A 12,737-nucleotide genomic window follows, 5' to 3' on the forward strand; every position below is an offset into this window, starting at 1 on the left:
TGCCCTCTCATCGCGGTGGAACGGAACCCTGAACAAGTCCCATTCTTCCCGGTCAGACGGGCATCCCGTCTTTAATTACGGCCCAAGCCCAGCATGCTCATCGGTGGATCAAGGCTAAGGCAAGCACCGTGTCCTCGGTATGTACGCCGACAGTATCGACGGCGGTGACCGTAGGTTCGCCCTTGGTCAGTGTGCCGGTTTTGTCGAAGAGGACTGCATCAACGGTGCGCGTAGACTCCAATGCGAGCCTGTCTTTGATGAGCACTCCGCCGCGGGCGGCGCGTTCGGTAGCGATGGATACTACCAGCGGTATTGCGAGGCCAAGGGCATGGGGGCAGGCGATGACCAGGACCGTAATGGTGCGCACGACGGCTTCGTCAGGGAGACCTATTAGGGACCACACGAGCGCCGTAATTACGGCAGCGCTGAGGGCGAACCAGAACAACCATCCGGCGGCGGTATCGGCGATCCGCTGGGCACGGGAGGAGGACGCCTGAGCATCGGTCACAAGCCTCTGGATGCCTGCCAAGGCAGTATCTTCGCCGGTGGCGGTTACCTCGATCCGCAGCCCCGAGTCTGTGGAGATAGTGCCGGCGACCACGTGACCACCGACCCCTCGGCTGACGGTCCTGGACTCGCCGGTGACCATCGATTCGTCCATGGACGCGGACCCGTCGATGATCTTTCCGTCAGCTGGCACAGAGGCACCCGGACGGACAATCACGATATCTCCGACAGCAAGGGCTGTGGGCGCGACTTTCACGACTCTGTCGCCCTCAATCTTCTCGGCTTCATCGGGGATGAGCGCCGCGAGAGAGTCAAGGGCCGAGGTGGTCTGGGCTAGGGAGCGCATTTCTATCCAGTGGCCCAGAAGCATGATGACCACTAGTAGTGCGAGTTCCCACCAGAAATTGAGTTCATGACTAAGCCACTGCAGACTTGCGCCCCAAGAGGCGAGGAAGGCTACGGTGATGGCCAAAGCGATGAGCAGCATCATGCCGGGTTTGCGAGATCGGATCTCGCTGAACCCGCCAGTGAGGAACGGCCATCCACCCCAAAAGTACATGACCGTGCCCAGGACCGGGGAAACCCACCGCACCCAATCGGCATCTGGGAGTGTGTAGCCGATGAGCTGGGCAAACATGTCATTGAATCCCACGACGGGAATCGCGAGGACGAGCATGATCCAGAACAACCGCCGAAACTGTCCGACATGATCACCGTGCCCGCCTTGACCTGCGTGGCCATGACCACCGTGCTCCATGGGTGCACCCCGCTCCCCGTGTACAGAGTGGTCGTGGTGGCCCGCATATTCGTGGGGGGTAGCCTCGGTTGCCCCGTGGTGGGTGTGCTGATTATTCATGGTCTGTCCATTCCTCGATGCCCGGTTCCTGTTGGCTAGGAGTCGGGCTGCATCTCGCTTTCGACAACCCACTTGTGGTTCGTCATTTCCATCCCGTCGGCTTCGTAGTCAACGACGTAGACGGTCTCGTCGGTTGAAAACGCGATCGTTGCTATTGCTCCGTTCATACCTTCCATATGATCGGCAGCTACCTTGACGTCGGTGCCATCGGCCAGGCGCTCGTTACCCGCGTCTTCAAGCTCTTCCTGAACGACCCATTTGTGATCGGTGACGGGGTCTCCACCCTCGGTGGGCGTGTAGTCGATCGCGTACGTGTACGTGTTGTATGCGCCGACCACGGTCGCGCTGGCACCGTTCATACCTTCCATGTGATCGGCTGTGAGGGTTACCTCGGTATCCACGGGATATTCCGGGTCGGTGGCTGCTGTCATGCCCTCGGGCACGGGGCCGCCGTCCATTGGGTGATCCATGCCGCCATGCCCCGCGTGCGCGTTGTCACTCTGGGAAGCCGACGATGCTGGCTCTTCGTTGGCTGAATTCGAACAACCGGTGAACGCGATTGCTCCGGTGAGCGTCACAGTGGCTATGAGGGTGCGCGTGCGCTTGTTCATCTGAAGCTCCTTGTCTGACGGGGTGAACTGGAGAGACGTGGGATTCTTGCAGACTATTGAGTACCCATCGACGGATATCGAAGTTGATGGCCACCCGTGTGGCTCTTCTGAAGAGCTTGGTTTCAGGATATACCCGTGGGGGGTATGGGGCAAGGCTGTTTGCCTCGTTCTTCAGAGTCCAGCACATGTCAGCACTGGGTCTGTGGTGTTGTCTCGGGTGCGCACACGGGTCTGCCAAGGGGGGTCCACGGTCAAGCGGGCGAGTGCATGGAGTCAAAGGGGTTGGCGCGGGTTCAGGGTCGATGGAAACTGCTCCGGTCGGAATAAGATGATGTGTGTACGTGCCAGTTCATTGGAGGAGCACCGCATGACTAAGCTTCAGTCAGGCCGTCGACAGAAGCTGATTCTTGCATCTTCGGCAGTCTGTTTCGCATCCGCTCTTGCACTCTCGGGCTGCACAATATCTGCCCCTGAGGCAGTGCCTACATCGTCGGGTGACCTTGCAGTAAAGAGTGACCTCTTGGCTAACCATGGCTTGGAAGGACTTGGTGCGGCGGAAGTCATTGAGCGCTTGGACACTATGCCTGTTTCCAATCGGCCCGCTGGCCTGCAGGCGTCAGTGCAGCCTGATGCGGTCGTGCTTTCTGACACGCAGCAGCGCGAGGCTCGGCTCCCCCTGCCTGAGGATGGGATGTATGTCTCAATCGCTCCTTACAAGAGCCAGACACACGATTGTTATTTTCATAGCTTGACTACTTGTGTCGGCGAGCTGGGTAACACGGACGTGCAGGTCAGACTCACGAGCGGCAGCGGTGAGGTTCTTGTCGATGAAGTGCGCAAGACGTACGACAATGGCTTCCTTGGACTTTGGGTACCGCGTGATATAGACGCCACGCTCAGAATTAGTCACGCAGGTCAGATCGGAACCGCAAGCATCTCGACTAAAAACGAGGACGATCCCACTTGCATCACCAACTTGCGCCTCGCATGAACGATTGACGGGCCTGTGTCGCCAGCGGCTTTCGAATGCGCCATTCCATTCAATGGAAGCACTGTGATGCGAGCCATGTCCGCCACGCATAATGTGAGTCACACGTGCGCAAGGAGGACACATGGTCAAAGAGCGAACAATCGTGGAAACCCAGGTCGGCATCGTGGGCGCAGGCCCCGCCGGGCTGATGCTTTCCCACCTGCTGTACAAGGCAGGTATCGACAGCGTGGTTGTGGAGAAGCGTTCCCACGACGAGATTGCCAACACGCACCGCGCCGGCATTCTCGAGGCCGGCACCGTCAAGATGCTGGTGGAATCCGGCGTTGACGGGAGGGTCCCGACAGAAGGCCACGAACACGAAGGCACCACGTTGCGCTTCGAGGGTGTCAGCCACCGCATCGATTTCCAGAAGCTCGTGGGGGAGTCCGTGTGGCTCTACCCGCAGAACGAGGTGTTCGTCGATCTGGCCGCCGCTCGCAAGCGCGACGGTGGAGACGTCCGCTACGAGGTGACGGACACCCAGATCGTTGACCTCACGTCCGAGCAGCCCAAGATCCTGTGTACCTCGGCTGACGGAGAAGACCTCGAGATCCGCTGCCGGATCCTGATCGGCGCGGACGGCTCCAAGGGCATTTCCAAGCGCCAGATCCCCGAGGACATTCGCACGGACAACTTCATCGAGTACCCGTTCGCGTGGTTCGGCATCCTGTGTGAGGCTCCTGCCTCAGCGCCTGAACTGATCTACGCCAATTCGGAGCATGGCTTCGCCCTGATTTCGCAGCGCAGTGACACCGTGCAGCGCATGTACTTCCAGTGCGACCCCAACGAAAACGTGGACGACTGGGACGACGAGCGCATCTGGGCCGAGCTACAGCGCCGCATCGACGGTCCGGACGGGTTGCAGTTGCAGCGCGGCAAGATCTTCGACAAGACCGTGCTGCCGTTCCGCTCGTATGTCTGTGAACCGCTGCGCTACGGGAACATGTTCCTGGTGGGGGATGCCGGTCACACGGTTCCGCCCACCGGTGCCAAGGGTCTGAATCTCGCCTTCTGCGATGTTCGCGTGTTGGCTCCGGCCATCATCGACTTCTTCGACAAGGGTGACGAGAGCGGTCTGGCGGAGTATTCGGCCAAGGCCCTGGAACGCATTTGGAAGGCGCAGAACTTCTCGTACTGGGCCACCAATCTCATGCACATCCAGCCGGGGGAAAACCCTTTCAACCAGAAGCGCCGCCGCGGCGAGTTCGCGGCGATCACCGGATCGGAACGGGGCTCCGCCTACTTCGCCGAAAGCTACACCGGTTGGCCGGACAACTGAGCCACGCACTAACCACCGCAGCTATGTCCCCAAAGGAGATGAATCATGGCAGCTGAGAATCCAGAAGACGCCTTCGAGCCGCTCACGGCCAAGGGCGCCGACGACGCCGCTGACAGCCAGGACCAGCTCAACAACGAGATGGCCCAGATCACCAAGCAGTACGAGGAGTCCGGTCGCACGGAGACCCAGCCTCGGCTGGACTACGCGCCCTACCGCAGCTCCATCCTGCGCCACCCCACCAAGGACCCGCGCCACACGGATCCGGAGACCATCGAGCTGTACGCTCCGGCCTTCGGCGAGCGGGACGTGCACAAGCTCGAGTCGGACCTGACCATTCAGGACGGCGGTGAGCCAATCGGTGAGCGCATCCGCATCACCGGCCGCATCCTGGACGGCGATGGTCGCCCGGTACGTAACCAGCTGGTCGAGATCTGGCAGGCCAACGCCGCGGGTCGTTATATCCACAAGCGTGATCAGCACCCCGCACCCATCGACCCGAACTTCACGGGCGTGGGTCGCTGCCTGACCGGTGACGACGGGTCCTACTCGTTCGTGACCATCAAGCCCGGACCGTACCCGTGGAAGAACCACCAGAACGCATGGCGCCCCGCGCACGTGCACTTCTCACTGTTCGGAACCGACTTCACCCAGCGCATGATCACCCAGATGTACTTCCCGGGTGACCCGCTGTTCGCGCTGGATCCCATTTACCAGTCGATCGTGGACCCCAAGGCTCGTGAGCGACTCGTGGCCGACTACGACCACAACGTGTCCGAGCACGAGTGGCTGCTGGGCTACAAGTGGGACATCGTGTTGAGCGGTTCCAACCGGACCTGGACGGAGGATGACAGCAATGTCTGAGAACACCCAACGCCTGGTACCCACCCCGGGCCAGACCATCGGCCCGTTCTACGGGTATGCACTGCCGTACGAGAACGGCGAGAACCTGGTGGATCGTTCGCACCCCGGCTCGGTGCGCCTGCACGGCACCGTGTACGACGGTCACGGCGTTCCCGTGCCGGACTCCATGTTGGAGATCTGGCAGGCGGATGAGAACGGCAAGGTCTCCCAGGAGACCGGTTCGTTGATCCGTGACGGCTACACGTTCACTGGTTTCGGCCGCGTGGCAGTGGACAACGAGGGCCAATACACCTTCACGACCGTCAACCCGGGCCCGACCGAGGCCGGCAAGGCGCCGTTCATCTGCCTGACCGTGTTCGCCCGCGGCCTGCTCAACCGGTTGTTCACGCGCATTTACCTGCCCGAGGACACCGAGGCGCTCGCCAATGACCCGCTGCTCTCGGGCCTGTCCGAGGACGAGCGCGCCACCCTGGTGGCCACCCGCGAAGCGGATGGCTCGTTGCGCTTCGACGTGCATCTGCAGGGTGATGGCGAGACCGTGTTCCTGGCTTACCCGGGGCTTGAATGATCAACACAGGTCTTCTCACACCGGGAAGCCACCGGGCGGCTGAGCTGCTCGACGACCGTGCCGTGGCCCGCGCCGTCCTCCTCACGGAGGCCGCGTGGGTCGCGGCCCAGTCGCGTCTGGGGCTCGTTCCGGAGGACATTGCGCGCGTTGCACGTGACGCGGTGGATCGCGTTCCCTTGGATGAAACCGCACTGAACCGGTTGGCGGTCGCCTCCGAGGGCGGCGGCAATCCCGTGATTCCCCTGCTCGCTGATTACCGCGCCGCGGTCAAGGAACTGCACGGTTCCCCGGTGGGCGCGGTGCACAAGTCCCTCACGAGCCAGGACGTCATGGACACCGCGCTCGCTTTGGTGCTCAAGGCTGCGCAGGACAGCATGGTCTCGGACCTGCGCCGCACGGGTGACGCTCTCGCCGGTCTGGTCGAGAGGCATGCGGAGACCGTCATGGTCGGTCGCACCCTCACCCAGCACGCGCTGCCCATCTCGTTCGGTCTCAAGGCGGCCTCGTGGCTTGCGGGGGTCGACGACGCCGCTCGCGACGTTTTCGAGCGCGCCCACCTTCCAGTGTCCTACGGGGGAGCCTCCGGAACCCTGGCCGCGGGCATGTCCCTGTGCGATCAGGGTGGAGGCGCGGATGAAACCGCAGAACGACTTTTCACCCTCATCGATTACTGGGCCGAGGAACTCGGACTGGCCGTACCGGATCAGGTGTGGCACACCGACCGAGTCCCCGTGCTTCGGGTGGCCGGTGCGCTCGCGGAAACGACCGCGGCACTGGGTCGCATGGCCAACGATGTCCTGTTGATGTCCAGGCCCGAAGTGGGGGAGCTGCGCGAGCCCACAGCCCCGGGTCGAGGGGTCTCCTCCGCCATGCCGCAGAAGCAGAATCCCGTGTTGAGCGTGTTACTCAAACGCACAGCCTTGGCCGCGCCTCACCTCCTGGGGCACGTCAACTCCGGTGCCGCGGCGGCCGTGGACGAACGCCCGGACGGTGGCTGGCACGCCGAATGGCCCGCACTCCGCGAGCTGGCGGTCCTGACTACCGCGGCGGCGTCGCACGCTGCGGAACTCACCGAGGGCCTGACCGTCAATGCCGAGCGGATGGCCCACAACCTGCGCGATGCCGGCACCGGTGTGATGGCCGAACGGCTGAGCGCCGCGCTGACCCCCGTGCTCTCCGAATCCGACGGGTCCACCGCCAAACAGCGGGTGCAGGCGGCCGTGCGCGAGCACCCCGTCGATGCCGAGGCGCTTGCCGATCACCTGACCGATTTGGTCATGGCCGAGGGCGCGCCGTCGTTGCCGGAAGGTGTGAATCCGCAGGACCGGGGCAGCGTAGGTGCCTGGCTGGGGCAGTTATTGGATCCCCGCGGCTACCTGGGTGCCACGCAACAACTGTGCACCCGCACCGTGAAAAACCACCGAGAAAGGTTGATTGCATGAGCGTGCCCGAGCTTGGATTCGTGGAGTTCACGAACCCCGAACAGCTTTCCGATGACGCACCACTGGTGGTCCTGGGACCAGGAATCGGCACGTCCGTGAGCAACCTGTACGGCCGTGTGGCCTCCCAGCTGGGCGAAGAGTTGCGCGTGGTCGGCTGGGACCTCCCCGGTCACGGCGTGAGCGGACCGGCACAGGAGTTCACTGTTGCGGAGCTGGCCCAAGGAGTGCTGGACGCGGTCGCCGGACACGTATCTGCCGAGCCCTTCCACTATGTGGGCACCTCCATCGGCGGTGCGGTCGGTCAACTTTTGCTCACGGAGCACCCGGACCGGCTGGCCTCTCTGACACTGATGGCCACGACCGATTACTTCCCGGACCCGCAGGGCTGGAACGAACGTGCGGATCTCGTGGCCCAGGCCGGGACGCCCACGCAGGTAATCAACTCAGCCAAGTTGTGGTTCGCCCCGGACTTCCTGGCAAATAACGCAGAGGCCGGGACGGCCTTGCTGCACGACCTCCAGAACGCAGATCGGCTCAGCTACGCCGCCGCGTGCCGCTCGCTGGCGGGCTTTGACCTGCGAGAAACGAACCCCGAAACCAAAGTTCCTGTGCTGGCGCTATCCGGACCGAGCGACGTCGTCACCGGCCCCGAGACCGTGCAGCAACTGGCCGACAAGCTGGGCGCGCGCCACGAAACGGTGGCGAACGCGTCGCACTTGCTGGCGGTCGAGGCACCGCAGGTCACCGCGGAACACATTTCTCAATTCATCTCGGCCCACCGCTGAGCAGAAAGGACATCATGACCGATCGTTCAGAACGCACCCAGTCCCAGGCCCACAGTGAGGGCATGACAGTGCGCCGCGAGGTGCTCTCCGACGCCCACGTGGATCGTGCGGAGGCAGGCAAGACCGAATTCACCGAGGAGTTCCAGGACTTCATCACCCGCTATGCGTGGGGTGAGATCTGGGCCCGCCCTGGACTGGATCGTCGTATGCGCAGCGCGTGCGTGTTGACCGCGTTGATTGCGGCCGGGCACTGGGAGGAATTCGAAATGCACGTGCGCGCGGCCATCGGCAACGGCCTGACCCCGGATGAGATCAAGGAGATCCTGCTCCAGTCGGCCATCTACCTTTCCGTGCCGTCTGCCAACAACGCGTTCAAGCACGCGCAGAAAGTACTGGCGGACATGGGTGTGTGGGGGGAGTAGCCCGAAATACAGCGCATGAGCGGCAACAGTCCGTCAATTTTGTTCGCTATGCGTACAGGTGTTCACATGGCGCGCACTTTCGGTTACTCTGAAATCACGCAACGCGGCGTCGTCGGTCAATGGAGACGGTGTCGCCCCGGAAGACCGGGTGAGCCCAAACCGTGAGGATTCACATGAACCACGCTTACGTGTACGACGCAGTCCGCACCCCGTTCGGCAAGGTGGGCGGCGCGCTGTCCAGCCATCGCCCCGATGATCTGGCCGCCCTCGTGGTCAAGACCATGGTGGAGCGCGCTCCCCAGCTGGATGCTTCGAAGATCGACGAGGTCTACTTCGGTAACGCCAACGGCGCCGGTGAAGAGAACCGCAACGTGGCCCGCATGGCCACCCTGCTCGCGGGTCTGCCGACCTCGGTGCCCGGCTCCACGATCAACCGCCTGTGCGGTTCGTCCCTGGACGCCGCGATGATGGCTTCGCGTCAGATCGAGGTGGGTGAGGGGGACCTGCTGCTGGTGGGTGGCGTGGAATCCATGTCCCGCGCTCCGTGGGTACTGCCCAAGACCGAACGCGCTTTCCCGATGCAGGATCTCAAGCTCGCCAACACCACCCTGGGCTGGCGCCTTGTGAACCCGGAAATGCCGGATGCCTGGACCGTCTCCCTGGGCGAGGCCACCGAGCAGCTGCGGGAGAAGCACAACATTTCCCGTGAGGACCAGGACGAGCTCGCCGCTCGCTCGCACCAGCTCGCCGCCAAGGCCTGGGACGAGGGCAAGTACGACAACCTCACCGTGAGCGTGAAGCCCAACACCAAGCGCGGCGTCGAGTTGACTCGCGACGAGACCGTTCGCGCGGACTCCACCGCGGAGACCCTGTCCGGTCTGCGCACCGTGTTCCGCACGGGCGAGGACGCCACGGTCACCGCCGGTAATGCGTCCCCCATGAACGACGGCGCGTCCGCCGCGTGGCTGGGCAGCGAGAAGGGCGCGGATCTGCTCGGCAGCGCACCCATCGCACGCATCGCCGGTCGCGGGGCTGCGGCCAATGAACCCCAGTTCTTCGGTGAGGCACCGGTCGAGGCCGCCAACCTCGCGCTCAAGCGCGCGGGCATCTCCTGGGACGACGTCGCCGCGGTAGAACTCAACGAAGCGTTCGCCGCACAGTCGCTTGCGTGCCTGCGCCAGTGGGGCGTGGACCAGAGCATCGTGAACACGTGGGGCGGTGCGATCGCGATCGGTCACCCGCTCGGCGCCTCCGGTACCCGCGTGCTCGGCACCCTGGCACGTCGTCTCGAAGAGTCCGGCGAACGGTGGGGCGTGGCCAGCCTGTGCATCGGCGTGGGTCAGGGCCTCGCCGTGGTGCTCGAGAATGAAAACGCCAAGGGCTAAGCGCTCAACACAGACCAAACGAAGAAAGACATACAGCTCATGCTGAATATTGCAGACAGCGTGGCCGCGGCCGTGGAGCCCATCCACGACGGCGCCTGCGTGATGATCGGTGGCTTCGGTGTTGCCGGGCAGCCCGTTGAGCTCATTGACGCGCTCATCGAGAACGGCGCCAAGGACCTCACCGTGGTCAACAACAACGCCGGCAACGGTGACGTGGGATTGGCCAAGCTCATCCAGCTCGGCCGCGTGAAGAAGATCATTTGCTCCTTCCCGCGTCAGGCGGATTCGTGGCACTTCGACGAGAAGTACCACGCCGGCGAGATCGAGCTCGAGGTCGTGCCGCAGGGCAACCTGGCCGAGCGAATTCGCGCCGCCGGTGCCGGTATCGGTGCTTTCTACACGCCCACCGGCTACGGCACCCCGTTGGCCGAGGGCAAGGAAGTTCGTGAACTGGACGGCAAGCACCAGGTGCTCGAATACCCCATCCACGCGGACTTCTCCCTGACCAAGGCACACACCGCTGACACCGCGGGCAACCTGGTCTACCGCAAGACCGCTCGGAACTTCGGCCCCATCATGGCGGCCGCTGCCAAGCACTCCATCGTGCAGGTGAGCGAGATCGTCGAGCGCGGTCAGATCGACCCCGAGGTCGTGGTGACCCCCGGTATCTACGTGGACACCGTGGTCAAGCTCGAAGCTCCCAAGCAGGTAGACCCGCGAGAGGAAGGTGCGGCATGAGCGCCCCGCAGAACAGTGATCACGCACTGAGCCCCGAAGAGCTCGCAGAGGTCGTAGCCCGCGATATCCCCGCCGGCGCCTACGTCAACCTGGGCATCGGCCAGCCCACGCTGGTTTCCAACTACTTGTCCCCCGAGGACGACGTCACCCTGCACACCGAGAACGGCATGCTGGGCATGGGCGCGGAAGCCAAGGGCGACGAGGTCGACGCAGATCTCATCAACGCGGGCAAGATCCCCGTGGTCGAGACCGAGGGTTGTTCCTACTTCCACCACGCTGACTCCTTCGCGATGATGCGCGGCGGTCACCTGGACTGCTGTGTCCTGGGTGCCTTCCAGGTGGACCAGAACGGCAACCTGGCCAACTGGCACACCGGCAAGCCCGGCGCCATCCCCGCAGTGGGCGGTGCCATGGACTTGGCCACCGGCGCCAAGCAGACCTTTGTGATGATGACCCTGCAAACCAAGAAGGGCCAGTCCAAGCTGGTGGCAGAGTGCGATATGCCGCTGACCGGTGTGGGTTGCGTGTCTCGCATCTACACGGACAAGGCTGTGTTCCTCATCGAGGAGGACGGCGTGCGCGTGCGCGAGACCTTCGGCATCGGTTTCGACGAACTCACCGAGTTGGTCGACATCGAGCTGAAGCCCGCCAACTGACGCCAGCGCGGGGGCGGAACTTTCGAGGTTCCGCCCCCGCCTTGCTTTAATCGAAGTTGCTTTCGACAAAACCCGTGCTCGACCCGTGTGATTTGGAGCCCCCGTGAGTGCCGACGCAGACTCCGCCGACAAGAGCCAGTACGTCCAGTCGCTTGCGCGCGGGCTGTCCGTGATTTCCGCCTTCGACGCCGCTCAACCCGTCATGACCCTCTCGGACGTCGCGCGCCACACGGGTTTGACGCGAGCCACCGCCCGCCGGTTCCTCCTGACGCTCGAGTCCCTGGGATACGTACGATCCGACGGGCGGATGTTCGAACTCACGCCCAAGGTGCTGCAGCTGGGCTACTCGTATCTGTCGGCGCTGTCGCTCCCGCAGATCGCGAATCCACACTTGAAGAATCTTTCGGACACGCTTCAGGAATCCACGTCCCTGTCCGTGCTCGACGGGCAGGACATCGTGTATGTGGCTCGGGTGGCCACCCACCGCATCATGACCGTGGCCATTGCGGTGGGAACCCGGTTCCCCGCGTATGCCACGTCCATGGGGCGAGTGCTGCTCGCAGGACTCACCGCCAAGGAGCTGGGGGAGTACCTCACCACTGCGGAGCTCTCTCCGTTGACCCGGCGGACCACCACCGAGCGTGATGCCCTGGTTCAGGAGCTGCAGCGCGTGCGGGAACGGGGGTACGCCGTGGTCGACCAGGAACTGGAAGTCGGGTTGCGCTCGGCCGCGGTTCCGGTCAAGGACCTCACCGGGCGCACCGTTGCCGCGATCAACGTGTCCATGCGCGTGGGAATGCCCGGGGTGGACACCGAGCACCCGGAGGCTCAGGTCATTCCGGAACTATTCGCGTGCGCAGCGGCGATTTCCCAGGACCTGGCGGCGTCGGGGAACTGATCGTCGCGTGCCCGTGGTGTGTGGGGACCCTGACGACGGACGTGCCCGTAGCAGCGTCGTACGGGGTTCTGCCGGTGTGCAGGAACAGGGACGCGACGTATGCGATCGGAAGCGCGTAGGAGAACGCCGTCAGAAGCCACACGATGGGCGGCACGGCACCGGACGTATCGCCGGGCATGGTCAAGGCGAACACGGCCGCGTGACCGATGAGCCACGGAACCCCGATCTTGAGCGCATTGCGGACCAGCGCCGCCCAGACCGATGGGCCGCCGTGTCCTTTGGAGACTCGCAATCCCGTAAGGCGTTTACCCGGCGTTGCTGCGCGCGGTCGTGATTCGGTGACGGCGGCGGCCAGTACCACGGGCACCACAACTACAAGAGCGCCGATCAGATTCAGCTGAAAGTAGCTGAGGCCTCCGGTGAGGCCCGCCAGATGGAGTGGCACTCCCACCGCCGCGGTGAGACCCACCCACCCGAGGATGCACACCCAGTCAATGATCCAGGCGACAAGTCTGACAACCCCTAGTCTCTTGTCAGCCCGGGCGGTGGGTCCTGAACGAGTCGACATCTTCAAAAATTACGTATCGATGTCTTCCAGGTCAATGGGGACTCGGGGGCCAGTCGTCTTGCCTCATGTCAAGATGTCCGGATGGTGTTCGTGCTTGCCTCAGGTGAAATGTCCGCGTAGCTCACGCGGCG

13 protein-coding genes and 1 pseudogene are annotated in these 12,737 nt (G+C 63.5%); 11 read left to right on the top strand and 3 right to left on the bottom strand.

Annotated features, from left to right (window positions below; genetic code table 11):
• Positions 1 to 112 precede the first annotated feature (112 nt).
• Together EWV37_RS15040 and EWV37_RS15045 are read right to left on the bottom strand one after the other, a co-directional pair.
• Positions 113 to 1,363, bottom strand: a pseudogene (locus tag EWV37_RS15040) (HAD-IC family P-type ATPase); the annotation flags it as partial.
• A 35-nt stretch (positions 1,364 to 1,398) separates the two neighbouring features.
• On the bottom strand, positions 1,399 to 1,974 hold the full coding sequence (locus tag EWV37_RS15045) for a YdhK family protein (RefSeq protein ID WP_095796570.1): 576 nt from the start codon (positions 1,972 to 1,974) through the stop codon (positions 1,399 to 1,401).
• A 367-nt stretch (positions 1,975 to 2,341) separates the two neighbouring features.
• On the opposite strand from EWV37_RS15045, the gene EWV37_RS15050 reads away from it, so the two are divergent.
• The 11 genes from EWV37_RS15050 to EWV37_RS15100 all read left to right on the top strand — a co-directional run bounded on the left by EWV37_RS15050 (position 2,342) and on the right by EWV37_RS15100 (position 12,038).
• Positions 2,342 to 2,965, top strand: coding sequence for a CueP family metal-binding protein (locus EWV37_RS15050; protein ID WP_031272447.1), 624 nt, complete (start codon positions 2,342 to 2,344; stop codon positions 2,963 to 2,965).
• Between the two features lie 121 nt (positions 2,966 to 3,086).
• On the top strand, positions 3,087 to 4,283 hold the full coding sequence (locus tag EWV37_RS15055; RefSeq protein ID WP_129702469.1) for a 4-hydroxybenzoate 3-monooxygenase: 1,197 nt from the start codon (positions 3,087 to 3,089) through the stop codon (positions 4,281 to 4,283).
• 45 nt (positions 4,284 to 4,328) lie between these two features.
• Positions 4,329 to 5,144 carry a protocatechuate 3,4-dioxygenase subunit beta gene (pcaH, locus tag EWV37_RS15060; protein WP_129702470.1) on the top strand — a complete coding sequence of 272 codons (816 nt, stop codon included), beginning with the start codon at positions 4,329 to 4,331 and terminating at the stop codon, positions 5,142 to 5,144.
• Positions 5,137 to 5,712 carry a protocatechuate 3,4-dioxygenase subunit alpha gene (gene pcaG, locus EWV37_RS15065; RefSeq protein WP_129702471.1) on the top strand — a complete coding sequence of 192 codons (576 nt, stop codon included), beginning with the start codon at positions 5,137 to 5,139 and terminating at the stop codon, positions 5,710 to 5,712. The genes pcaH and pcaG overlap by 8 nt, the downstream gene beginning before the upstream one ends.
• On the top strand, positions 5,709 to 7,154 hold the full coding sequence (locus tag EWV37_RS15070; RefSeq protein WP_129702472.1) for a lyase family protein: 1,446 nt from the start codon (positions 5,709 to 5,711) through the stop codon (positions 7,152 to 7,154). The genes pcaG and EWV37_RS15070 overlap by 4 nt, the downstream gene beginning before the upstream one ends.
• Complete coding sequence (locus EWV37_RS15075) at positions 7,151 to 7,939, top strand: alpha/beta fold hydrolase (RefSeq protein ID WP_129702473.1); 789 nt, start codon at positions 7,151 to 7,153, stop codon at positions 7,937 to 7,939. The genes EWV37_RS15070 and EWV37_RS15075 overlap by 4 nt, the downstream gene beginning before the upstream one ends.
• A gap of 14 nt (positions 7,940 to 7,953) precedes the next feature.
• Positions 7,954 to 8,361, top strand: coding sequence for a 4-carboxymuconolactone decarboxylase (pcaC, locus tag EWV37_RS15080; RefSeq protein WP_129702474.1), 408 nt, complete (start codon positions 7,954 to 7,956; stop codon positions 8,359 to 8,361).
• Positions 8,362 to 8,534: 173 nt separating this feature from the next.
• Complete coding sequence (locus EWV37_RS15085; RefSeq protein WP_129702475.1) at positions 8,535 to 9,746, top strand: thiolase family protein; 1,212 nt, start codon at positions 8,535 to 8,537, stop codon at positions 9,744 to 9,746.
• Positions 9,747 to 9,785: 39 nt separating this feature from the next.
• Positions 9,786 to 10,484, top strand: coding sequence for a 3-oxoacid CoA-transferase subunit A (locus EWV37_RS15090; RefSeq protein WP_016998027.1), 699 nt, complete (start codon positions 9,786 to 9,788; stop codon positions 10,482 to 10,484).
• Positions 10,481 to 11,140, top strand: a complete 660-nt coding sequence (locus tag EWV37_RS15095; RefSeq protein WP_095796577.1) for a 3-oxoacid CoA-transferase subunit B — start codon at positions 10,481 to 10,483, stop codon at positions 11,138 to 11,140. The genes EWV37_RS15090 and EWV37_RS15095 overlap by 4 nt, the downstream gene beginning before the upstream one ends.
• A gap of 103 nt (positions 11,141 to 11,243) precedes the next feature.
• On the top strand, positions 11,244 to 12,038 hold the full coding sequence (locus EWV37_RS15100) for an IclR family transcriptional regulator domain-containing protein (protein WP_095796578.1): 795 nt from the start codon (positions 11,244 to 11,246) through the stop codon (positions 12,036 to 12,038).
• Here EWV37_RS15100 and EWV37_RS15105 read toward each other — a convergent pair.
• Positions 11,974 to 12,606, bottom strand: a complete 633-nt coding sequence (locus EWV37_RS15105) for an RDD family protein (protein WP_095796579.1) — start codon at positions 12,604 to 12,606, stop codon at positions 11,974 to 11,976. The two genes, EWV37_RS15100 and EWV37_RS15105, sit on opposite strands and share 65 nt — an antisense overlap.
• Positions 12,607 to 12,737 lie beyond the last annotated feature (131 nt).

Origin of the sequence: Kocuria carniphila (assembly GCF_004136555.1) — a bacterium.
Taxonomy (GTDB): domain Bacteria; phylum Actinomycetota; class Actinomycetes; order Actinomycetales; family Micrococcaceae; genus Kocuria; species Kocuria carniphila.

Bases quoted from the DNA above. Each gene is read 5' to 3' on its own strand.
- EWV37_RS15045 (WP_095796570.1), bottom strand. From the start codon at position 1,974: ATGAACAAGCGCACGCGCACCCTCATAGCCACTGTGACGCTCACCGGA.
- EWV37_RS15050 (WP_031272447.1), top strand. From the start codon at position 2,342: ATGACTAAGCTTCAGTCAGGCCGTCGACAGAAGCTGATTCTTGCATCT.
- EWV37_RS15055 (WP_129702469.1), top strand. From the start codon at position 3,087: ATGGTCAAAGAGCGAACAATCGTGGAAACCCAGGTCGGCATCGTGGGC.
- pcaH (WP_129702470.1), top strand. From the start codon at position 4,329: ATGGCAGCTGAGAATCCAGAAGACGCCTTCGAGCCGCTCACGGCCAAG.
- pcaG (WP_129702471.1), top strand. From the start codon at position 5,137: ATGTCTGAGAACACCCAACGCCTGGTACCCACCCCGGGCCAGACCATC.
- EWV37_RS15070 (WP_129702472.1), top strand. From the start codon at position 5,709: ATGATCAACACAGGTCTTCTCACACCGGGAAGCCACCGGGCGGCTGAG.
- EWV37_RS15075 (WP_129702473.1), top strand. From the start codon at position 7,151: ATGAGCGTGCCCGAGCTTGGATTCGTGGAGTTCACGAACCCCGAACAG.
- pcaC (WP_129702474.1), top strand. From the start codon at position 7,954: ATGACCGATCGTTCAGAACGCACCCAGTCCCAGGCCCACAGTGAGGGC.
- EWV37_RS15085 (WP_129702475.1), top strand. From the start codon at position 8,535: ATGAACCACGCTTACGTGTACGACGCAGTCCGCACCCCGTTCGGCAAG.
- EWV37_RS15090 (WP_016998027.1), top strand. From the start codon at position 9,786: ATGCTGAATATTGCAGACAGCGTGGCCGCGGCCGTGGAGCCCATCCAC.
- EWV37_RS15095 (WP_095796577.1), top strand. From the start codon at position 10,481: ATGAGCGCCCCGCAGAACAGTGATCACGCACTGAGCCCCGAAGAGCTC.
- EWV37_RS15105 (WP_095796579.1), bottom strand. From the start codon at position 12,606: ATGTCGACTCGTTCAGGACCCACCGCCCGGGCTGACAAGAGACTAGGG.